The organism is Paenibacillus glucanolyticus NBRC 15330 (assembly GCF_004000885.1).
Lineage (GTDB): Bacteria > Bacillota > Bacilli > Paenibacillales > Paenibacillaceae > Paenibacillus_AQ > Paenibacillus_AQ glucanolyticus.
The window spans coordinates 70,842-91,882 of sequence record NZ_BIMC01000001.1 but is presented as its reverse complement, the minus strand read 5'-3'; the positions used below and the strand labels follow the sequence as shown (position 1 = coordinate 91,882).

Below are 21,041 nucleotides of genomic sequence, written 5' to 3'. Positions count from 1 at the left end.
AAGATTTGCTACCTCCTTGTTTGTCCTTAAAATATTCCTGATTCCGACGGTGTCTTTAACAGCTAGCTGTTATATTCTTAATCACAGGCTCCTCTCCAAGGTAAGCGCTTGCATAACGGGCGTTCGTTTCACCTTCTTTCTCTGAGGTACTTCCACCAGACACTCATTGTTTACGTATTTCTCTACGTCGTCCATGAGAATGTCCCCCCAGTGCATTTGAAACAATTATCGGGCCAAATAACATTTTATGGAATGTATTGATTTTTAGATGTGAGGTATTATTTTTATGATCATGATCCGGAACTGCACAGCAACGTGTCAAAAAGACCAGCCCCTTACATCGGGACTGGTCTTCATAAAGGTTACGTATTGGGACGCAAGGCGAACTTACTTATGTCTCTGCTACGATTTTTAAGAATTGATCAATCATTTCTGTTGTAATCTGTTGGTCTTCATGCGATTGGGCTGTTGAATTCTTATTCACGGATTGAATGGCCACGTTGGGTCTGACTGCGCTTGAAGCCATGCCGGATTGGGCTTGTCCGTCCTGGACATGATCATTGCTGGCAAGCATCATCATCAGGAAAGCACTTCCCAGCCCAATAGACCACATATTCATTTTATTCTTCTTGTTCATCTGCGTTGCTCCTTCCATCACTCTTAGTGACATACTTAGTATAAGGTCCGAACCTTAGCGAGAGATGAAGACAACCTAAAAACAAATTAATTTTAAAGACGGCAATGATGATTTATCCGTCAAACCAACCCACCCAAACAATTAGTTTACATAATATAATTTATGTTTCTTTTGCAAAAATTTATTCCCAAACTTGATTTAGTTTGTCGGAATAGAAGACAATAGCTCTCTGGTAACGATGGATTCCCTCATCGCTGCTCGTTTCGCCAAGCTCCTTCAGCAGAAACTCCATCGCTTTATCGTATTGACCGAGATTATGCAATGTCATGGCATAGAATACGTTAAACTCCCTCGCCTGAGGGTAATCCTGCCTTCCCCGTTCAAAAATCTCCTTGGATTTATTGTACAAGCCTAGTGTACGGTAAGTACTTCCAAGACCAAGCAAAGCGCCGCGCCGCTCGGGATCTTTCAACCCGGAAGAAATCGCCTTCTCATAATAAGGTACTGCTTCACCTTCGAGCCCCATTAGATCATGTACCCAGGCCAGTTGATACAGAATGTCGGGATCTTCGGGCGATTGCTCCAGCAGACCCAGAAGAATTTGCTTGGCTTCCTCCGACTTGCCTGCTGACCGAAGCTCGATTGCCGTTTGTATCGTCGACATAGGTCACATCCCTCTCGATTCCTTTTTCAAAACATTCTCTTCCTTATCTTACCAGCGCTCCTCCGTACAAGTCAAAACAGAAGACAGCCACCCTCGATTCCCTAGTCCATCCTAAGAAATAGAGGTGGCTGCCTACTGAATTGTTGTATTTATCTAATCGTCACGGCACAAATCTGTTCGAATACTAACGGCTAATCCCTTCGCTTCTACTTGACCAGACAGAAGTTGCATTCCTATACGATGCGCTGCATCTAACTTATGCGTTGTTCTCGACTTGCAGTGGTTGTTTCTCTTCTGTTGCCATGTGAGATTTACTTGGCCAGAACGCCCACTTGCCCAATAGCGTTGTTATTGCAGGCACCAGGAATGGTCTGACGATAAACGTATCCAGCATGACTCCGATTGCCGTGATAATCCCAAACTGCACCAATACCTGAATCGGAAGAGTTGCCAATACGGCAAACGTTCCTGCCAGGATTAATCCGGCTGATGTAATCACCGAGCTGGTCTCGCCAACGCCTTCCTTAATCGCTTGCTTCAGCGGCATCTGCTTCCTCTTTTGCCATATGCTTGAGATCATAAATATGTTGTAATCCTCCCCCAGAGCAACCAGGAATACGAAGGAGTACAGCGGTATCGCTCCCTGGATGGCTTCCGCTCCGAGGCCGTAGTGAATAATGATCCAGCCAAGGCCCAGTGCCGAGAAGTACGATAAAATTACGGTGGCTATCAGATACACAGTCGCAACAACGGATCTCAAGTAGACCAGCAGCAGCAATGTGATCAGTCCAATGACAACCGGAATAATCAATTTGGCATCATGTTCTCCCGCAATTTCCGTGTCATACTGCGTAGCCGTTTGACCACTAATCCACACCGCTTCACCGGGGTTTGAAACGCCTGCCTCCCGAAGAGAAGCTTCTGCGACTTCACGCAAATCCGGAATATGCTGCATCGCTTCCATAGAGTATGGATTCATGGCAAGCTCAATGTCATAACCGATAATGTTGTTATTCTCCGCACCGTTCTGCGGTTCCGACACCCGATCCACGTATTCGAGTGACTGCAGCCGTTCCCCCAAATCCAAAGTTTGCCCGTTGCTGTTAACCATCAATCGAACGGGTGCAAGCTCTCCTTCCGAGAATTGTTCCCCCATGATGGCGAAGCCCTCACGCGAAGGAACATCTTCCGGGAAAGACGAGAGCAGATCATAGGTAAACTTGATATGGGATGAGAATGTCGCAAGCCCGCCAAGTAATACCAATGCAACCAAAACAACGGTCCATGGTTTCGTTGTCACCACGCGACCGATCCAGCTCTCCTTCTCTTTATGCGGAGCTTTGACGGGTTTTCCTTTTTTCTGAGCGTGTTCGGCTTGCATCTCCGGGGTTCTCGGGATGAACGGATAAAACGATCCTCTGCCGAAAATGGCCAATAATGCCGGAACCAATGTCAGACTGGCTATGAACATAATTAGAATCGATAAGCTGAAGGGTACGGCAAAACGCTGATAGGCCCCGTACTGGGCCAGAAGAAGTGCAAACAGCGAGAGCACCACCGTGAAGCCGCTCATGGCAATGGCGCCCGATGAACTTGTAATTGCCTGGAACAAGGCTTTGCGTTTATCAGGTTCATGCCATAACAGCTGACGGAATCGTGAGATCAGGAACAGGCAGTAATCCGTCCCCGCCCCAAAGAGCAGCACCGTCATAATCGCAATGGATTGGGAATCCACTGTTATCACTCCTTGATCGGCCATAAAGCCGAGGATCGGGCTTGTTACCATATAAGCAAAACCAACTGCGACCAGCGGGATCAAGGAGAGTATTGGTGAACGGTAAATGAGCAGCAGTAATATAAGAACCAGCAGCACGGTAGCGATCATCAGTGACACGTCTGCGTCTGCAAACAATCCCGTTGCATCGATGGAGATTCCAACAGGCCCTGTTATTCGTGCACTGATTCCGTCCCCGCTCTGAATAGGTGCCTGAAACGGATTGCTGCCAAGCAGCTGTTCCGTCCGGAGCTCGAGCTCTCCCGTCCCTTCCTTGAGCTGATCCGTTTCCTGATCCTCATCAAACAACACCGGCATTACCAGTGTGCTCTGATCCTCTGACAGCTGCGCGGTCAACGCTTGCGGCGGAAGTTTATGAAAGGGAACAACGAAGCTCTGATAAGGCAGCGGGTCTGACTCAAGACTCGCTGTCAGCTCTTGGAGCTGGGCCAGATCGCCTTCATTCAAGCCATTCTCCTTGTGCCATACGATTAACGCCGGAATTCCCCCATTGCTGGGAAATTCTTGATCTGCAATCGCCTCTGCCATTACGGAAGGGACATTCTCCTTCAGATTGGCTGCATGGTTATCCTCTTTATCTCCTACAGCAGGCCATAACAAATTCAAAGCCAATGCGATGAGCACCCATACCAAGAGCGTGACCCATTTGCTTCTCTTTCCAGCAACCCATTTCCCATAGCTCGGTCCTGTTCCGTGCATATGTAGATCCTCTCCAATCGGTGTTATTCTTCATACATATCATGATTCTCTCTTAATAAATCTGGGAACATAACAGCGCAAAATTAATTATATATACCGAAAGGTTAATTATCAATATTTATTTTGAAAAAGCACTCCGCATGTCTTACACTATAGACAGGAGGTCATCATGACAAAAATACGCAACCCCCGAAATCCCGGACGTCCCAAAGCTGCTGCCGATCAGGCGCCAGTCCAGGATACTATTCTTTGGACTGCCTCCAAGCTATTTATGGAGAACGGGTACGAGTCCGTATCCTTGCAACAAATCGCGAAGGCTTGCCAAGTGACCAAGGCTTCCATCTATTATCATTTCACAAGTAAACCTGAGCTGTTTAAAATAGCGGTAACCACGATCCTTAATAAAGCATATGCTTCAACACGCAGGTTCCTGGATGAAGCGGATACCCTGGAATCCGGATTAATCCGGGTGGCTGAAGCGAAGATTGCAAAGCCCCACGCTGAGATGGAGACCATGATGCGGGAAGCAGAGCCCTTCTTATCCAAGGAGCAAATGGCTGCGATCCGTGAAGCAGAACAGCGTATTCATGAGGTTCTCTCTGAGCGCTTCAATCAAGCGATGCTCGCCGGTGAACTTCGGAAAGGCAACACAATGCTGATGGCGCAGGCTTTCTCAGCTATGCTGATGCTCGGTAATCGCGAAGATACCCGCAGCGGTTATGCTGGCCCCCATGAGATGGCTATTGAGATTGTGGATCTGTTCATGCATGGAGCCGTGAAACTTTCCCATTGATTCTTCACTTTTCAGGCCATACACAAAAAAGAAGGAGATCATCATGATGATCCCCTTCTTTTTTGTATAACGATTTATATTTCATTCCAGAAAGCAACGTCTTCGAGCGGTAGTCTTACCGTCTGCCGTCCCGGAGCGGCTGCTTTTCCGATTGCAATCAACATCACACTGCGGTAGTGGGAAGGAATATGGAACTCTTCCACAAATTTGACTTTGTTATATCCGCCCATCGGCACGGTGTCATACCCTCTGGAGCGTGCACTCAGCATTAGCTGCATGGAAATCAGTCCCGCATCCACGTCGATAATGCTTTCTTTCACGTCATTATCCATACCGGCGTAGATATTCTCCGCTGCATAGATAAAGCGCTGCTTCACCTCTTCGGTCATATAACCTGCTTCTTCAGACATTGAATAGATTTTCTCGCCCTTCTCATACCATTTCAAGTCTCCCAAAACAGCAATGACTGCGGACGCTTGAAGTACATGCTCCTGATTGTTGGCAATCGGGTGCAGCTTCTTCAACAGCTCAGCATCATCAATCACCAGAAAGCGCCAAGGCTGCAGGTTGCTTGAAGAAGGTGCCAATGTAGCATCCTTCAGAATCGCTTCCATCTCTTCTCTCGGAATTTTCACCGACGGATCGTATTGACGAACAGAATGACGTTCCTGAATTACAGTTTGGAAATCAGGTTTGGTTACAGTAGACATGGTTTATTCCCTCCACATTTTATATTGTGCATTTTTCTGCACAGTTTATATCGCGAGTTAACTGTGTTGTTTAATGCACAGTATATAGCAGACATAAATTCGTTGTCAACACATTTTATATCGTCTGTTCTACCATGTCGGCAATGGTACGGGATTCCAATATTTTCAGCGTGCTTTCCTCAATCTCGGATAAAATTCCGGCAAAGGACTCCCTGATTTCCGCTGCAAAGCAATGCCCTGTCGTGGCATCCAGCATGCCGTCGCTTATGGAGTTATGAACCTGGAGTATCGAATATACTTCAGCCAGTGTGATATCGCTGGCATTCTTCTTCAGGCGGTAACCGCCGTCCCTGCCTTCACGCGACTCAATCATATCAGCATGGGCGAGTGTTTTCAGAATACGACGAATCAAGGTGGATTCCAAGTGCAAATACGAAGCAATATCACCGCTTGAGCATTTGCCGGAGTGACGTTCGAGAGCTACCAATGCTTGTACTGCGAGACTGAATGTTTTGAAGGTGGACGGGCAGGCCGTTGCAGGTTTCTTGGAGGCCGCTTCTTTATGGATGCTCATGTTCCTCCCCCTCGTTAAGAATTAGCTGTTCCTGATGGCAAGTGGGCAGCAAAAGATGCTGACCCCATGCTTCTCATTATTGTAACGTAAACCTGTCACTCCATCAAGCAGAACGAGGGCTCTCCCTTAATGACCCTCGTTCTCAACCAGTTCTTGAGACTCGAATAAGTTCGCCTCGCGATAATTTACATCCATCCTCAGATGGTTTGCCAGCGCACGATCCACCTCTCCCTGTTCAAACATTCGCTGAATCTCGTTACGCTCCGCTTGAATTGCTTTCAGCTCAAGCTCTCTGCGCTCGCTGCTCAGCTCGGGTTCCATTCGGCTCCATATTCGATCGTTCTCGATGTGATGCTCCATCGCGCGATAATCTGCGATAACGGCATGGGCAATTTCCAGGTTCTCTATAGGCTGCATGGCTTCGATCTCATGTATCGCTGCGCGGATCGCCTCCAGCTTCAGATCTTTATACATCTCCCAATCCGGATGACCGGGAGACATGGGGGCCTCTTTATGCTCCGGTTTTTGCAGCAGACCTCTCAGATGCCGCCATGATGCTTTCAACAGAAGTTTAAACTTATAACGGCTGCTAAGCAGCATTTCTACCCTGTTGAGCGAAGATTGGAATAGCTCCGCTATGTCAGGGGATACTCTTTTTTCCTTAAGCCAAACCTCCGCAACGTTACGTTCTGCTTCCAGCGCCTTCTGCCGAATCGCAATCGCAGCTTCCCAAAACTCCCGCATGTCGGCCTTATCCGAAATTTGAGATTGCTGAAGACGCTTGGTATATACGTAGATGAGCTGAAGGGCCTGCTCTTTGTTCTCATCCGTCATTTCTTCCCGCACAGCCCGAAGACCCGCTTGCAGCATATGCATCCGCGCTTCACGCTCATGATCTTTTGTTGAAACCGTCTCGGTATTCTTCTCACGGGTAAGCAGCGGCAGCAGAACACTGGCGATAATCAAAGTTAACAGAATGACACCCGCACAGATAAACAGCATTAAACTCCGCTCTGGAAAAGGGCTGTGATCCGCAAGTGTCAAGGGAATGGAGAAAGCCGCCGCCAATGTCAAGGCACCTCGAACTCCCGACAGGGCTGTCAACAGAGAAGTTTTAAACTGCCGGTTCGTTGAAGCCCACACCCAACCGAAACGCAGCAGGATCAGCACCGCCGTTATCAGTACAATGTAGCCGACCACTTGTCCGTTGTTATAGGCCGGATCACTCCATATCTGATTAATAACTCCCGGAATTTCATGCCCCAGCAGGATAAACACCAACCCGTTTAGCGTATAGAGAATGACGGACCAGGTGCTGTCCGATACGACGCGGAGCTTAATGGATGCCGATCGCATGCGATCCCTCTCCACCGCATGGGTGACACCCGCTGCAACAACAGCCAGGATTCCGGATACATGGAATTCCTCTGCGATCAGGTAAATGATGAAGGGTGTCAGTATGATAATCAGCATATGCAGCGTAACGTCCTCCATACCAAGACGACGCAGCAGCATTCTGAACCATATCACAAGAAATCCTAACAGAGCGCCAACCACGATTCCTCCAACCGCAATGACAAAGAAGCTTCCGATCGCATTGGTTAAGGAGAAGTACCCCGTTACCGTAGCTGCGATGGCAAAATTGAACGCAACAAGTCCGGATGCATCATTCATAAGCGCTTCGCCTTCAAGCAAATGCATGATTTTCCCAGGCAGCTTGACTCTTCCCGATAAGGAGCCCACCGCAACCGCGTCGGTAGGAGAAAGTATCGCGGCCAGCGCAAAGGCTGCCGATAACGGTATGGCAGGAATAAGCCAGTGAATGAAAGGCCCCGCAATCAGGACGGTAGCAAACACAAGCCCAAGAGCAAGCAGCAGGATATAGGATCGTAGCTTCCATAACTCGTCACGCGGTGTAAGCTTACCATCGTTGAACAAGAGCGGAGCGATAAACAGCACCATGAACAATTCCGGATTTAACGGAACATGATGAAATCCGCGGATATAGGCGGCAACGATACCCAGTGCAATCTGGATCAGCGGAACGGGGATGAATGGCAGAAAACGATGAATGATGTTGGAAATGCCGACCAGGACCAGAAATGTTAGCACCATCAGAAATATTTCCATAGTCCGCCTGCTCCTCTCTATTTGGATCCTCTATGTATCTTCATCATGTACAGCCATGAACTCATCAATAGGTTGCGTAGAAGAATAGCGGTTTATTTATCCGATGATAAGTTTAGTTACATCCGTCGCATTGGATAAAAAATAAACAGGGCTCCCTAAAGGAGTTATCCTTTAGAAAGCCCGTGGGGAACAATAATTTATTAATAGGCTGTCCAGCCTGCGTCGGCGGTCACGACAGTACCATTTACAAAGCTGGCTTCATCCGATGCGAGGAACAATACAACTTTTGCAATCTCTTCCGGTTCGCCTGCCCGGGGATTCAAGTTCATACCGGCCATTGCTCTTTCCATGCCGAACGGATTCGGATCGTTGATGGTTGTGTTGATATTCGTGCTAACCCCGCCTGGAGCAACCGCGTTACAGCGAATGCCCTTCGTGGCGTACTGGAATCCAACATTCTTGGTCAAGCCGACAACAGCATGTTTAGCGGCTGTATAGGCTGCACCGGCTCTGGAACCCATAAGTCCGCCAGCCGATGCGATGTTCACGATAACTCCGCTATTCTTCTCCAGGAAAATCGGCAACGATTTTCGGATGGTTCTCATCGGTCCGGTTGTATTGATGGCAAATACGCGGTCCCACAATTCATCGGTCACATCCGCGGCCGGAACAAAGTTGTCCATAATTCCCGCATTGTTGATCAAGATATCCAGTGTTCCATATTCATTCACGGTAGCGTCAACCAATTGCTGTACCTCTTCCTCCTTGGCAACATTTGCTGCCTGAGCAAGAGCTGTGCCTCCCTTGGCTACAATGCCGTCAACAACAACTTGTGCCGTTTCCAGACGGAGGTCAGACACAACAACCTTTGCCCCTTCGGCAGCAAACAGTTCAGCTATTGCTTTTCCCATGCCGGAAGCAGCACCTGTAACAATCGCAACTTTACCAGATAATCTCATGTTTCATACCTCCATTAGTGGTTGTGAAATCGATGGAAATGACGAACATCATTCAACAACTGTTCAATATACGACATATGTCAATTCTAGTATAACTATAGTATGATATAACTCACAATCATTAAAAAAAGCGAAACTGTGCGATAATGAACAAAAAGAACGGAATTGTTTATTTTTTATATATTTAAATTCGTTTTATATTTAACCGAAAGGAGTCGAATCTATGCAAACCTCGAAAAACATGACGGATCGGCGGATCATCCGCAGTAAAGAAGCATTGAAACAAGCGCTGCTATCCCTGCTGTCCCAGAAAAGCTTCTCCAGCATTTCCATCACGGAGATTGTTGAGCTGGCCAATTATAATCGTGGAACCTTCTACACCCACTATGACAACAAAGAAGCTCTGCTGGATGATATTCTCACCCCGCTAATGGAAGAACTGGTCGCTTCCTACAGGGCTCCTTACGGTGAAGTCGATGTGTTTCATATCGATGAGCTGCCCGCCAATGCAGTGAAAATATTCGATCATATCCATCTAAATGCAGATGTGTATACCGCCCTGTTCAAAAGCGATGTTTTACCGCTTGTGCGGGATAAAATGTTCTCGGCATTAAAGCATATCGCCATGGAGGATCTGGACTATCCCAGCGGTGAGCTCAACCATGAGCTTCTGGTCATCTACAACATGCATGCCTTGATTGGCCTTGTGTCTCACTGGATTGAGAGCGGCTTCCAATATCCGGTCACTCACATGAGAGATCAGCTGATTCTTATGATCAACTGGCGTCCGAGAAGCGTAAAAACCCAAATCAAACGCACAGATAAACCGTGAAATATTGGAGCAGGGCTGCCACTGAAAAAAACCATCTACCGTTCAGGGATTTAACGAACGATTGGATGGTTTTTTAACGTGCTAGATCCTGCAAACCAGTTAAAGAGCTCCCATACCGCCATCAATCCGATATTGAGCACCTGTAATAAAGGTGCTTTCGTCAGATGCCAGGAACAGAACCAGATTTGCGATATCGCTGGTTTCTCCGTAACGCCCGAGCGGAATGGTTTTGGCAAGCGTGTGCTCATCCACTTTCATGCCGCTTTCGAGTGAACGCATCATTCTGGTATTCACCGGAGATGGATGAATCGAGTTTACCCGTACGTTCGATCCCGCTACCTCAATCGCCGCCGTTTTGGTCAAACCGACGACCGCATGCTTGGAAGCGATATAGGGAGCTACGCCAGGGCTGCCGTCAAGTCCTGCAACCGATGAAGTATTGATTACACTGCCGCTGCCTTGTTGGATCAGGTGTGGAAGCACATATTTCAACCCCAGAAACACGCCGCGAACATTAACGCTGAGGACTTGATCGAAATCCTCTACTTTCTGATCGACAAGTGGAGCCACTTTCCCTTCAATGCCCGCATTGTTGAAGAATACATCAATCCGGCCAAAGTGCTCGATGGCCCTCTTCACATAACTCTCGACCTCGGAAGCGTTCGTAACATCCGCTTTAATGGCGATAACCTCGCCATGACCATCAAGCTCACTCTTCGCCTTATCGAGGGCATCCTGCATGAGGTCTACGATGACAACCTTGGCTCCCTCTTTCAGGAATCTCTCGGCTGTAATCTTGCCGATCCCACCCGCTCCGCCCGTAATGACGGCTACTTTTCCAGCTAATCTGCTCATGCTTCATATCCTCCACAAGGTTCATAAGTAGTTCTACCTTAGTTCTATCGTGAACTATTCTTATCCCCCGAATGAAATCTTATTCCTGTTTCTCTATTGGCGAGGACTTCGGTTCATCCAAGAAGTGCTGGGAGCCATCCGTGCCGAAGTGGGAATCGACTACCCGGTGCAGTTGCGGGTATCCGCCTCCGATTTTTCCGATGGCGGTTTGACCCCTGCCGAGGTTGCGCTAGCCTTGACCTACCTGGAAGCTAAGCTTGATGCGGTGCATGTATCCTCTGGCGGCCTAGTCCCTACTGCTCCGTTAGCCACGCCGGAAGGCTACCAAACCCCTTATGCTGCCATGATCAAACAATATGTACAAATCCCCGTCATTGCAGTGGGCAATATCCGTACCCAAGCGCTCGCCAATTTCATTCTAGCAGATCAAATGGCGGATTTAATAGCCATTGGCCGACCGCTGCTGGAAGATGCAAATTACGGGGAAAAGATGTTGGCGCTGGCTTAAATGTTTTACCGATAGGGAATTAGTGAGGGACTTGCAGCGCCTGCACGAGAGGGATTCCTCGCTGTAAGAGGAGCGCTTTGGTATACTCCTGCAAATGGCTGTCCCCCAAAATTAGAAGCAATCTTGGGGGACAGCCATAATCTTTTATAGAAATCCGCATCCAACGCATGTTCGACTATCAGCCCGGCCATCACGCGATATAATCAAACGCCTTCAAACCCCCTCGTGCTGAGCATTTTCCCTGGCGTATCCATGACAGGCTGTTTTCCTATAGCATCGGTAGAAGTTGCGCTTTAATGTGCCGCTTCACCTAACATCATCGTCCCCGAAAATATCGCTTAACGGTTTCATAGGCCAGCTTGGGACGTCGATATTCATCCACAATGCCTTTACTGTTACGTGTACATGAACGGGCCAGCAGCCAGCCAAGGCCTTCCGTCACACGACAATCGCTGAATTGCCATATGAAAATGCCGGATATATAATCCCGTTCCAGGTAAGCCCTTAAATTGCTGTCGATAATATCGGCCTGCCTCTCCTCCGAGCCCTTCTCCCGATTCGGACTGCGGAATCCGTAAAACCCGTCCCCCCCGAACTCGCTCATGATCATGGGTTTCCCCTTTCCGCCTAACGCATCTGCCCAAAGCCTTGCCTGATCCGCCAGTTCTCCCGGATCCTCATCGGTATACCAACCGGGGTAAAGATTGAAAGACACAATCTCCGCCAAGTCAAAACACTTCTCTTGATCCCTGTGATGGGAAGCGAAGGAACGGGGCCTGCTTGGATCAAGCTCGCCGATGATCGTCAGCTGTTTCTCATAATGGGCTCTCCCCTCTTCGGTATGACTTGCACATTCATTAAGAATGGCCCATATAAGAATGGACGGATGGTTATAATGCTGCTGCACCATTTCACGTGTCACCTGCTCGCTCTGCCAGCCAAAATTCGGATTCAGCATTTGCTCCAGACTCAAGCCTCTGGCATGATTCTCTTCCCACACCGCAATACCGCGTTCATCACATAAATCGAGAAAACGCTCATCGTAGGGATAATGGCTCGTCCGAACGGCGTTACATCCCAGATCCGTGATAAGTTCCAAGTCTCTCACCATCAGATGAAGAGGAAGCGCTGATCCGGCCATGGGATGATCCTCATGCCGATTGACTCCTTGAAGAACGACATCCTTGCCGTTCAACTGGATTTTTCCGTTATCCGTCGTAATCGTCCGGAAACCTACGCGATCCAGCCAATCATCGCAATCGTAGCCTTCCTCTGTCGTAAGGATGGCTGTCAGTGCATAGAGGTTGGGATTTTCCAATGACCATTCCTTCACATCCGGATATGCCACCCACGAAGAAATCTCCACAGTTTCTCCCGACTTCACCAGGGACCTGCCCAGCTCCGCGTCTATTCCTGCAAGTATCCCTCGGATCGATACCATTCTCTCTACCTGACCCATGTTTCGGACGACCGCTTTCCATGAACCATGCCAACCAAGACCCTGCCTGACGGGTGTAAACATGACATTTTGAATGTATAAATCGCTTATTTCCTCTACGGCAACCGGCCGTATAATCCCTCCATAGGTGTAATAATCATTGGGTACATGGAGAGCGGAATCCTCATGAAATGAATTATCAACGTAGACCACCAAATCATGAGTACCAGCTTCTACCTGAGGGATGACACACTCAAAAGCAGTATATGCGTTATAATGACAGGCTTTCATTACGCCATCGAAATAAACATGAGCCGTATGGCTAACGCCTTTGAATTCCAAGCGGAGATTACTTCGTTGATGAAGGGTTACCTTCTGCCTATAGACGCCAATCCCCCGGTAGTTACCAAACTCGGGATGCATCTCCCAACAGCCCGGTACCGGTAATCGATATCGATACGCTCCTACCTTTTCCCCCATATGAGCAGCAGGCGTGAAATCCCAAAGTCCCTCAAGTTCCGTGCTCTTACGAATCTGGTGCGTGCTGAATAGTCGAATCATAGTAGGCCTCCTTTTAATCGTCCTTTTTAATAAACATAAAAGAACCCCTTCCCGAACACCATAGCCAAGAAGGGCATTTACATGTCAAAATCGCTCTTTTGAAAATTGGAATTCAACCCGTGGTTAGGATAAGCTTAAGAAAGAACCACGCTCTAATCAATTTACCAAAAAAATCGACTTCAGAAGGTGAGTTGCTATGTATCAGATGCAGGACTTGGTTGTGCGAATTAATTGGTGTTTCCAAAAGATGACCTCCTCCAACTGGTCGGACATACGAAACAACACCACGCTGCACAGTTTTTATTGGATTCACGAAGGCAGCGGTGTTTTTCATACGGATCAAACGTATCAAGTCGAACCGGGTATGCTGTTTTACATGGAGCCTGGGCTGCGTATGCGCATGGCAAGCTCTACCGAATCCCCCCTGCTCATGAGCATGGTGTTGTTTGAATGCTGCGCTGTGCATTTTTCCACGGGTCAATGGCAGATGCCGGCAGCTGTTCCTCGACTGGATTTGCCGTTCGTCAAGAAATTCAATGGGGATATTGCTCTAAAACTGGATTCTACTTTCAGGGACGTTACGCATACGTGGGTACCGACTAATCCCGACAGTGAGCTGGAGAGCAGCGCCATTCTTCTCCGATTGATCGCAAAGCTGCATCAGCAGGAACAGGCTCCTGTGCAAGAAGAGCAGGCTTTTGAACGATACGCTCGCATTAAGAAGGAGATCGAGAATCATTTCGCGGAGCCTCTTCATATCGAGCAGATGGCTCGGGAGCACGCCATTTCGGTCTCGTATCTGCGAAAACTATTCCTGAAGCACATCCACCTCCCGCCCAAAGACTATTTGACCGCCATCCGGATGCAGCACGCCGAACGCTACCTGACCTATACAAATCATACGTTGCGCGTAATCGCTCAAGCCTGCGGCTACAGCGACGAATTTCATTTCAGCAAAGCCTTTCGTAAGTGGAAAGGAGTCGCACCAACGGTATTTCGAAACGGTGTTGCGCAGGTGTTGGGCAAATGTTGACAATGAACCGCTCTCTACCCTAGCACCACACTCGTTTATAAGAGCAATATCTAAAAAGTTGATGGTGTGCAGCTGCAGCATCAAGCACGAAAAAACGGCAGCCGATGTTAACCGACTGCCGTTTTTTACACTTGTTATGCTAGCGTCTCCCCATGAACGATCTTCTGTAAAATATGGTTGTTCGGATAATTATCCTGTGGGCGGGCAATGTACTGAATCATAACTTCGGCCGCTTCCCGATAAGCGTCAGCATCAAAAACAACGGTCTTCGCCCTCCCGGAGATTAGTTCTGGGCAACCGCTTGTACACAAAGCGGCGAGCCTGCCTGCGGTGTCAAAACGGAGTGCCTGTTCGCACAAGAATTCATTGATGACAACGCCCGGTAGACCTGAGTATTGAGCGAGAAACTTTTCAAGCTCCGAAGCACTGGAATAAACATGCATCCGCTTCTCGTCCATGCCGGCCATTTCCCTAATCTGCTCCGTCATGCCGTGATCGACATAATGGTCGACCAGAAGAAATTGCGGCTCGGCTCCAAGTCGCCTTGCAGCTTCCTTGATGCCCGCCTCAAAATCTGGGACAATCGTATGGAAGAGAGGGTCATCCAGCGATGTATCGATCCCGATGATGGGAATCCCGACACCGTAATGCTTGGAGATGCGATGAAAAATGGAGGAAGAAGCATTCAGAATGAAGACCCCGTCCAGCTCCCTCTCCAACAGAATCGGAAGTTTGGAAAATTGCGGGTCGATATAGGAAACGACCAGCTGGTATCCAGCGTCGTTCAAATGCTTCCCTAGATGATACAATGCCTGTGAATACCGATAACGCGCCCAGTAAGGTTCACCCGTCTGATCGGGTAACAGAACGCCGATCAGCTCCGACTTGCCGCTTTTCAGCGCCAGTGCTGTTAAGTTTCGTTTATAATTGAGCCTTTGGGCAGCTTTCATTACTCTTTCCCGTGTTTCGGCAGAGATCGATTGATTATTCACGTTGTTCAGAATATAGGAAACGGTCGCCACCGATACGCCCGCTTCCTCGGCAATCACCTTCATAGTTACTTTTTTCATGTGTTTCAGCATCCTTTACTCAATCTCAATCGGCGGCTTTCGCATCAGAAGCCGTGTTTGCTAGGTTAATCATAAAGAATGCTCATTCGTACGTCAACGAACGAAGCGGACAAGGTTTATGCTCATTTAAACATCAATCAAGCGGTGCTACCTTAGGATTAGAATGCCTGTCCCCGCGTCCATTGGATTACCTCGTATTGTAATTTTAAATCACCATTCACAACGAAGTGTCGTTGTACAGAAACTTTTCCCTCATGATCCGCTTCCATAAGGCCTGATTCCTCGGTGATATGAAAAGAGAATCCTGCATTTAACGGAAGTTCGGCCTCGGCTTCATAAATGCCAACCCCCTTCTTCACCAGCGGAATCCCCGCATGAATTCTGGCGTCTTCTGGCGTATCCGCCGGCACGCGCACTCGGATCGCAACGTTCGCCTTCTCCCGCAGATGAGGCAGCACGGTCAACGGATGAAGGGCGCTGCCGAGTCGGCCCTTCTCATACCGCACACAGCAATCACCTGTTGACCGTGGTACGATCAAACCATGCTCATCGATATGCGCACTGTCTTCTGGATCCAATACGAGTTCGGCTTCTCCGTCCACGATGGTCAGGCCTCCTGCGTACCGGAGCAACGGGTGCACATAGGTCGGCTTACCCTCCATCCCTGCCACCCGGCTGCCTGTGAGCTCCACTCCTTCTGGTTCCCCCAGATGACCGAACAAGAATAGTAGCGGTCCATGAACCCGATCCGCCCAAGCCTCTTCGTTATGTACTGCTTCCGGAAAATACCCGAAAGCCAGCTCCTCTCCATAACGATAGCCTAGACGCAAGAGGCGTGCGGCCATCTCCCGGACGTGGTCCGCCAGCACTGTCATCCCCTCCATGCCCCCGGTATCGATCCAGAGCTTAAGAGGTCCTTTCTCCTCATATTGATTGAATATGGGTTCATGGCTTAAAGAACTCTCATGATATTGATAGAAATAGGGCGACAACATAGCCACCTTGCCGAAAACGTCGGGTCGATTGAAACCAAGATGATACGTGACCAGCCCTCCTCTGGAGGAACCCATCAGTCCCGTATCACGGCTTTCACGTTTCGTTCGGAAGGATCGGTCTACGAATGGCTTCAGCTCTCTGATTAAAAAGCGTTCGTATGCTTCTCCACGGCATGGATATGGCAACAACTCTGCAAATGAGCCTTCATGCGCGTATTCCTCGTTTCGGAGCAAGCCCGCATTGCCTATGGCAACAATGATAATCTCCTCCATCCGGCCTTCCGAAATCAGCCGGTTGCACACATGATCCAGACGCCAGGACTGACCATTAAAGCCAGAATGAAATACATTCTGCCCGTCATGGACATATAGAACCGGGTACCGCGTCTGTGTATCACGGTCGTAACTTGGCGGCAAGTAAATGTGAATGTCGCGGACGTTATTCAGAACCGTTGAATAGAACGATTGAAACGTAATGATTCTGGCACAACTCATTACGATAACTCCCCTTTCGTATGTTCTCCTGCAGGCAAATCAATCCAATTGTCCACTATATACGAAACTTTCTGATCTCTGTCAGCGTCTAATCTTCGGTACGGTACCGGGCGGTTCTGATCATCCGCTTCTTCCTTCTCATACCCCCGTGAAACCTTGAATTGGAAACAGACTCCCCTCGGAAGGCGGGCAGTACCCCTGTAGAGACCCTTTCGGACCTTCGATAGCTTAAATACCGCATGAATGGATGCATCCTCAGGTGTCGTGTCCGGTACACTCACCTCTACTTCCACCGTGACGGTAGCCGAGAGTTTCTCTACGACCGCGATTTTTACGCTTGCTTGCGAATTGCGGTTCTGATATCGAACGATCGTTTCTCCCGGCTTCCTAGGATGCAGCCTTCCTTCAGGCGTCACCTCCAGAATTGCGGGATGATCGACGGTATAGCCTCCTTCTAAGTCGGTGTACATCAACCCGTTGTCCAGCGTTACAACTGCGTTTAGCGTTGCGGAAGCCCCCTCCATTCCGACCGTGTCAGGTCCGAACAAGTCAACTCGTTGGGAGACGCCCTCCCTGCCAAAAAAGAATCGCAGCGGAAGCTGCGCACGTCTTCCCCAATCGGTCTCAGCATGCGCGGCGTCAGGTTCCTCGTAGAAATACAACGTCTCCCCTTGTACGCAACCGCTGCTTAACAGTTCTTCCGCCACCGAACGAACGTGAATCGGCATGAAGAAACCTTCGGCTCCACCGATGTCGAGCCATAGCTTTTGACCGGGATTTGGCTTATGCGGCCGATACTGCTTCTGTTCGACAAACGTCTCTTCATCCAGATGGACAAAGAACGGGGACAGAATCCCGAGCAAACCGAATACATCAGGATTCCGCATACCGATGTTGTAAGTCGCAAGTCCTGCGGCTGAGGAACCCATCAGTGCTGTATGGGAAGCGTCCGACAGCGTCCGAAACATTCGATCGATGATCGGCTTCAACTCGTAAATCAGGAAAAATTCATATTGCTCACCCAGCATTTGAATCGGATACGCACATTGATCGTGGAAATACTCACTCGCTCCCTCGTTTTGCTTATGTTCAACCGCAACCACTATAATCTCCTGGATCTCACCGTTTCGAATCAAACCGTCCAGCGTCTCCCGAAGCCCCCAGGTTTCTCCCGATCGCTTGCGGGATTGAAATACGTGCTGTCCAACATGCATGTAAAGCACGGGGTACCTTAGGCTTTGCAAGTCATCGTAGCTTGGAGGCAAATAGATCCAAGCATCTCTTTCGTTGTTCAATCGACTTGCATTAAGACCAGATAAGCTAAGAATCCGGGATTCCATTCGTTCTTTTCCACCTTTCATTTCAACACTTAATCGATTAAGTGAAAGTGATATATAGTCCTTTTTCTTGTCTCATTGATGATGTGTAAATCCTTACTAAAATAACGTTTATGATGGCCACTCAAGTTTAACTTAAACGATTAAGTTCATCCAGAGTATAATTGCTTTTCTCTTGAACTGTCAATCCTATTTGACCCGAATTTTGAATCCCTCATCCGAAATCTCGCTCCTGTAATTGCTTCGGAGATGTCATTATAATACTGATTGTAAGCGCATTTATTGGTTTATATATATTATTTTTGATGAAGAGGGTGATGTGTGTAAAATGGGTCGCTGAGCCCCCCTGCCCAGCAGGATGCATCTTGTAATCTAATTTCATACTTAGGAGGAACAATGATGAGAAAATGCTTGTCTTCCCTGCTAGTCTTGTTCATGCTGGTTACATCCTTTTCCTTGTTTAATTCCAGAGCAGAGGCTGCTGACTACACCCAAGGGGTTGAACTATCCGGGGCTGTGGCGACGGTCTGGTTCAAATCAACCGTGAATACGAGCTGGGTGGATGTTCATTATCAAATTAATGGCGGCCCCCAGCAAAATTATCGAATGGCCAATAATAGCGGCAAATCCCGATATGAACAGGCCATCTCAGGCATAAACAGTGGCTCCGTTATTACTTATTTCTTCACTTACAACAATGGAACTCCCGCTTACGATACCGGCACATTCACATATACTGCTGGCAATACTCCTCCACCATCCAATTCTTCCGGTTCCATCTACGACATCAATCCGTCCACCATTCCCGTTGCACCAGGCGGCTCCATATCCATGAAAATATTAAACGGCACAGGAGGCGCATACGCTGACAACCAAGTATACTGGGGCGTTCTCGGCATAAACCCTGCCAACAATAAGTGGAGTTATCTGGATTTAAGCGGAAATTTGGTGCCGATTTCTACGGCTCTGAATGATGCGCCCGGACATCTGACTAAAAATGGGATCCATTATGCCAATATCTATCATACCGTGAGTGACGCATCGTGGGTGAATCTGCCCAAAATTACATCCGGCCGAATGTTTCTAAGCGTAGGCACACCGCTCTATATTAAGACTTACAACGATGGATTTGCCGGACCTGATATCAACAATCCCACCGATCCGAACCGGAATATTTACTTCGATTTTGTGGAATTTACGATTGACAACGCAGGGTATCATGGAAATACGACCCGTGTTGATGGTTTTGGTTTCCCCATTCAACATCGTCTCGTAAACCAATCGGGCTCCTACGATAAGACCGTTGGCGAGCTTGAATCGGAAACCCGTGCCGGGATATTCACCAAATATCAGAATGAGGTGCCTGCCGCTTTCAAATCACTTGCAACGATACAGGCTCCGTACCGGATTGTAGCACCGATTCATGGCTCCTTTGCTCCAGGCGGAGCCAATGCCAATTATTTTAGCGGATACTCAAGCTACAGCACGCAGGACATTCTAAGATGTGATGGTGCGCTTACAGATGCTGCCACTTGCGCAGCCATTAACCGTCATGTATACACAACGAGCGACTGGAATACGGTATCCAACTATTATAAAGCTGCACCAGCGAATTTTTATGCGAAATTCTGGCATGATCATAGTATCGACCGTTTGGCATACGGTTTTGCCTATGATGATGTCAACGGTCAAGCCGCTTATTTAGAGGTGGGTGATCCAAAAGGACTCATTATCCGCGTTGGCTGGTAACCAGCTTGCGGCTTTATAGCCAACATGTATGAATAAAAATCCAGACACCCTCTTGTTTAAAGAGGGTGTTTGAACATTCAAGACAAACCAACCGTATAGTTTAACAATCCGCAGACTATGAGGATGGAATGTACGTGAACGTATGGGTACGGTTGAGCTGATCATTATTCTACGAGTAAGACGTCCATCTATACCAAGTACTTGTTTTTAAGTACCGTTCTTTCTTCCTCAGTAACGCCAAGCCCTTCATGAAGATACCGATCAAAGGATCCGTAATTCTCATCAATTGCTTCGAGCGAAGCCTGTATAAAGTTAGCTTTCATCATTTCCGGGATCTCTCCTGTCTTTCCCATTAACTCAGGCATATGGTCCATGTAATCCTTGCTGTCTGCCAGGAAACGCTTCATGAGTTCATCCACCGCCAGATTGGTCAATTCGTAATCCTCGATGACCACATCGCGCGGCACACCCAGCGTGAGAAGAATAAGCGCGCATACCACCCCTGTGCGGTCCTTGCCGGCAGCACAGTGGAACAAAGACGTGTGCCGACCTTCCTGTAACAGCTCATGAAGAATGAGCGAACACTTCTCCGTATTCATCATCATGGCTTTGTAACCTGCGTTCAGGTCAAGTCCGATCTTCTGCATATCCTCCGGATTAGCTTCCGCCATAAAGGGGATATTCGTATTGATTGCCTTGCCCATTGCGGGGCTCGGACGTTTCGCTACCTCGAAATCGCTGCGCAAGTCGCATATCCAGTCAATGTCGAGTGTACCCGCAATATGCAGATCCTGCTCACTCAGTTCATGCAGATCGGCGGAGCGAAGCAGTGCTCCCCAGCGAGTGGTCCGTCCATCCTCTGTAAGGTATCCGCCCATATCACGGAAATTGATCACTCCGTCTGTATTGATCATACGGTCATATATTGTTGAGACAGAGCCATCGTTGAACTTTAGGTGATAGTAATTGCGACCCGGGGACTGTGTTCTTGTTACAGAAGCAGCCTCCAGATCGATATGAGCTTCAAGCCGCGCGCTTTGGGACTCGTCAAATTCCAGTTGATATGAAAGGTAGATGCCCTCGACTTCAACATGTGCAGCCGTATTCCAGGACATCGTAATCCGGTTGCCGACGCTGTATTTGGCTTGAACTAAGGGGCCCTGCTTTACTAGGTTGTTTGATATTGATATAGACATGATCAGAACTC

General features: G+C 48.4%; 18 protein-coding genes. 5 read left to right on the top strand and 13 right to left on the bottom strand.

Annotated features, from left to right (window positions below):
* Positions 1-391 precede the first annotated feature (391 nt).
* The 3 genes from PGL02S_RS00440 to PGL02S_RS00430 form a co-directional block, all read right to left on the bottom strand.
* A complete protein-coding gene (locus PGL02S_RS00440) occupies positions 392-637 on the bottom strand; it encodes a hypothetical protein (RefSeq protein ID WP_006210815.1) in 246 nt (81 codons plus the stop codon).
* Between the two features lie 181 nt (positions 638-818).
* Positions 819-1,301, bottom strand: a complete 483-nt coding sequence (locus tag PGL02S_RS00435; RefSeq protein WP_006210816.1) for a tetratricopeptide repeat protein — start codon at positions 1,299-1,301, stop codon at positions 819-821.
* A gap of 256 nt (positions 1,302-1,557) precedes the next feature.
* Positions 1,558-3,795, bottom strand: a complete 2,238-nt coding sequence (locus PGL02S_RS00430; protein WP_036639375.1) for an MMPL family transporter — start codon at positions 3,793-3,795, stop codon at positions 1,558-1,560.
* A gap of 169 nt (positions 3,796-3,964) precedes the next feature.
* On the opposite strand from PGL02S_RS00430, the gene PGL02S_RS00425 reads away from it, so the two are divergent.
* Positions 3,965-4,588: a TetR/AcrR family transcriptional regulator gene (locus tag PGL02S_RS00425; protein WP_036639378.1), complete on the top strand. Its 624-nt coding sequence runs from the start codon at positions 3,965-3,967 to the stop codon at positions 4,586-4,588.
* 74 nt (positions 4,589-4,662) lie between these two features.
* Here the strand turns inward: PGL02S_RS00425 and PGL02S_RS00420 are convergent, their stop codons facing one another.
* The 4 genes from PGL02S_RS00420 to PGL02S_RS00405 all read right to left on the bottom strand — a co-directional run bounded on the left by PGL02S_RS00420 (position 4,663) and on the right by PGL02S_RS00405 (position 8,961).
* Positions 4,663-5,298, bottom strand: a complete 636-nt coding sequence (locus PGL02S_RS00420) for a nitroreductase family protein (protein WP_036639381.1) — start codon at positions 5,296-5,298, stop codon at positions 4,663-4,665.
* A gap of 115 nt (positions 5,299-5,413) precedes the next feature.
* Complete coding sequence (locus PGL02S_RS00415) at positions 5,414-5,872, bottom strand: RrF2 family transcriptional regulator (protein ID WP_036639384.1); 459 nt, start codon at positions 5,870-5,872, stop codon at positions 5,414-5,416.
* A 126-nt stretch (positions 5,873-5,998) separates the two neighbouring features.
* On the bottom strand, positions 5,999-8,002 hold the full coding sequence (locus tag PGL02S_RS00410; protein WP_036639387.1) for a Na+/H+ antiporter: 2,004 nt from the start codon (positions 8,000-8,002) through the stop codon (positions 5,999-6,001).
* Between the two features lie 200 nt (positions 8,003-8,202).
* Positions 8,203-8,961, bottom strand: a complete 759-nt coding sequence (locus PGL02S_RS00405; RefSeq protein ID WP_036639390.1) for an SDR family oxidoreductase — start codon at positions 8,959-8,961, stop codon at positions 8,203-8,205.
* 223 nt (positions 8,962-9,184) lie between these two features.
* Here PGL02S_RS00405 and PGL02S_RS00400 point away from each other — a divergent pair, with 223 nt between their 5' ends.
* Positions 9,185-9,793: a TetR/AcrR family transcriptional regulator gene (locus PGL02S_RS00400; RefSeq protein WP_036639393.1), complete on the top strand. Its 609-nt coding sequence runs from the start codon at positions 9,185-9,187 to the stop codon at positions 9,791-9,793.
* Positions 9,794-9,892: 99 nt separating this feature from the next.
* On the opposite strand, the gene PGL02S_RS00395 is transcribed toward PGL02S_RS00400, so the two are convergent.
* The gene (locus PGL02S_RS00395; RefSeq protein WP_036639397.1) at positions 9,893-10,648 is read right to left on the bottom strand and encodes an SDR family NAD(P)-dependent oxidoreductase; all 756 of its coding nucleotides are present in this window, start codon (positions 10,646-10,648) and stop codon (positions 9,893-9,895) included.
* Positions 10,649-10,697: 49 nt separating this feature from the next.
* On the opposite strand from PGL02S_RS00395, the gene PGL02S_RS00390 reads away from it, so the two are divergent.
* The gene (locus PGL02S_RS00390) at positions 10,698-11,156 is read left to right on the top strand and encodes an oxidoreductase (protein ID WP_244892268.1); all 459 of its coding nucleotides are present in this window, start codon (positions 10,698-10,700) and stop codon (positions 11,154-11,156) included.
* Between the two features lie 316 nt (positions 11,157-11,472).
* On the opposite strand, the gene PGL02S_RS00385 is transcribed toward PGL02S_RS00390, so the two are convergent.
* A complete protein-coding gene (locus PGL02S_RS00385; RefSeq protein ID WP_036639399.1) occupies positions 11,473-13,155 on the bottom strand; it encodes a glycoside hydrolase family 2 protein in 1,683 nt (560 codons plus the stop codon).
* Positions 13,156-13,351: 196 nt separating this feature from the next.
* On the opposite strand from PGL02S_RS00385, the gene PGL02S_RS00380 reads away from it, so the two are divergent.
* The gene (locus PGL02S_RS00380) at positions 13,352-14,188 is read left to right on the top strand and encodes an AraC family transcriptional regulator (RefSeq protein WP_036639401.1); all 837 of its coding nucleotides are present in this window, start codon (positions 13,352-13,354) and stop codon (positions 14,186-14,188) included.
* Between the two features lie 134 nt (positions 14,189-14,322).
* On the opposite strand, the gene PGL02S_RS00375 is transcribed toward PGL02S_RS00380, so the two are convergent.
* From PGL02S_RS00375 to PGL02S_RS00365, 3 genes are all read right to left on the bottom strand, one after another.
* A complete protein-coding gene (locus PGL02S_RS00375; RefSeq protein ID WP_051449177.1) occupies positions 14,323-15,258 on the bottom strand; it encodes a LacI family DNA-binding transcriptional regulator in 936 nt (311 codons plus the stop codon).
* A gap of 158 nt (positions 15,259-15,416) precedes the next feature.
* Positions 15,417-16,748 carry an alpha/beta hydrolase gene (locus tag PGL02S_RS00370; RefSeq protein ID WP_051449178.1) on the bottom strand — a complete coding sequence of 444 codons (1,332 nt, stop codon included), beginning with the start codon at positions 16,746-16,748 and terminating at the stop codon, positions 15,417-15,419.
* A complete protein-coding gene (locus tag PGL02S_RS00365) occupies positions 16,748-18,088 on the bottom strand; it encodes an alpha/beta hydrolase-fold protein (RefSeq protein ID WP_036639403.1) in 1,341 nt (446 codons plus the stop codon). Before PGL02S_RS00365 ends, PGL02S_RS00370 begins: the two co-directional genes overlap by 1 nt.
* A gap of 396 nt (positions 18,089-18,484) precedes the next feature.
* Here PGL02S_RS00365 and PGL02S_RS00360 point away from each other — a divergent pair, with 396 nt between their 5' ends.
* Positions 18,485-19,834, top strand: coding sequence for a glycoside hydrolase family 64 protein (locus tag PGL02S_RS00360; protein ID WP_036639407.1), 1,350 nt, complete (start codon positions 18,485-18,487; stop codon positions 19,832-19,834).
* 188 nt (positions 19,835-20,022) lie between these two features.
* Here the strand turns inward: PGL02S_RS00360 and PGL02S_RS00355 are convergent, their stop codons facing one another.
* Positions 20,023-21,030, bottom strand: coding sequence for a tyrosine-protein phosphatase (locus PGL02S_RS00355; protein ID WP_036639408.1), 1,008 nt, complete (start codon positions 21,028-21,030; stop codon positions 20,023-20,025).
* Positions 21,031-21,041: the final 11 nt, after the last annotated feature.

Bases quoted from the DNA above. Each gene is read 5' to 3' on its own strand.
- PGL02S_RS00440 (WP_006210815.1), bottom strand. From the start codon at position 637: ATGAACAAGAAGAATAAAATGAATATGTGGTCTATTGGGCTGGGAAGT.
- PGL02S_RS00435 (WP_006210816.1), bottom strand. From the start codon at position 1,301: ATGTCGACGATACAAACGGCAATCGAGCTTCGGTCAGCAGGCAAGTCG.
- PGL02S_RS00430 (WP_036639375.1), bottom strand. From the start codon at position 3,795: ATGCACGGAACAGGACCGAGCTATGGGAAATGGGTTGCTGGAAAGAGA.
- PGL02S_RS00425 (WP_036639378.1), top strand. From the start codon at position 3,965: ATGACAAAAATACGCAACCCCCGAAATCCCGGACGTCCCAAAGCTGCT.
- PGL02S_RS00420 (WP_036639381.1), bottom strand. From the start codon at position 5,298: ATGTCTACTGTAACCAAACCTGATTTCCAAACTGTAATTCAGGAACGT.
- PGL02S_RS00415 (WP_036639384.1), bottom strand. From the start codon at position 5,872: ATGAGCATCCATAAAGAAGCGGCCTCCAAGAAACCTGCAACGGCCTGC.
- PGL02S_RS00410 (WP_036639387.1), bottom strand. From the start codon at position 8,002: ATGGAAATATTTCTGATGGTGCTAACATTTCTGGTCCTGGTCGGCATT.
- PGL02S_RS00405 (WP_036639390.1), bottom strand. From the start codon at position 8,961: ATGAGATTATCTGGTAAAGTTGCGATTGTTACAGGTGCTGCTTCCGGC.
- PGL02S_RS00400 (WP_036639393.1), top strand. From the start codon at position 9,185: ATGCAAACCTCGAAAAACATGACGGATCGGCGGATCATCCGCAGTAAA.
- PGL02S_RS00395 (WP_036639397.1), bottom strand. From the start codon at position 10,648: ATGAGCAGATTAGCTGGAAAAGTAGCCGTCATTACGGGCGGAGCGGGT.
- PGL02S_RS00385 (WP_036639399.1), bottom strand. From the start codon at position 13,155: ATGATTCGACTATTCAGCACGCACCAGATTCGTAAGAGCACGGAACTT.
- PGL02S_RS00380 (WP_036639401.1), top strand. From the start codon at position 13,352: ATGTATCAGATGCAGGACTTGGTTGTGCGAATTAATTGGTGTTTCCAA.
- PGL02S_RS00375 (WP_051449177.1), bottom strand. From the start codon at position 15,258: ATGAAAAAAGTAACTATGAAGGTGATTGCCGAGGAAGCGGGCGTATCG.
- PGL02S_RS00370 (WP_051449178.1), bottom strand. From the start codon at position 16,748: ATGAGTTGTGCCAGAATCATTACGTTTCAATCGTTCTATTCAACGGTT.
- PGL02S_RS00365 (WP_036639403.1), bottom strand. From the start codon at position 18,088: ATGGAATCCCGGATTCTTAGCTTATCTGGTCTTAATGCAAGTCGATTG.
- PGL02S_RS00360 (WP_036639407.1), top strand. From the start codon at position 18,485: ATGAGAAAATGCTTGTCTTCCCTGCTAGTCTTGTTCATGCTGGTTACA.
- PGL02S_RS00355 (WP_036639408.1), bottom strand. From the start codon at position 21,030: ATGTCTATATCAATATCAAACAACCTAGTAAAGCAGGGCCCCTTAGTT.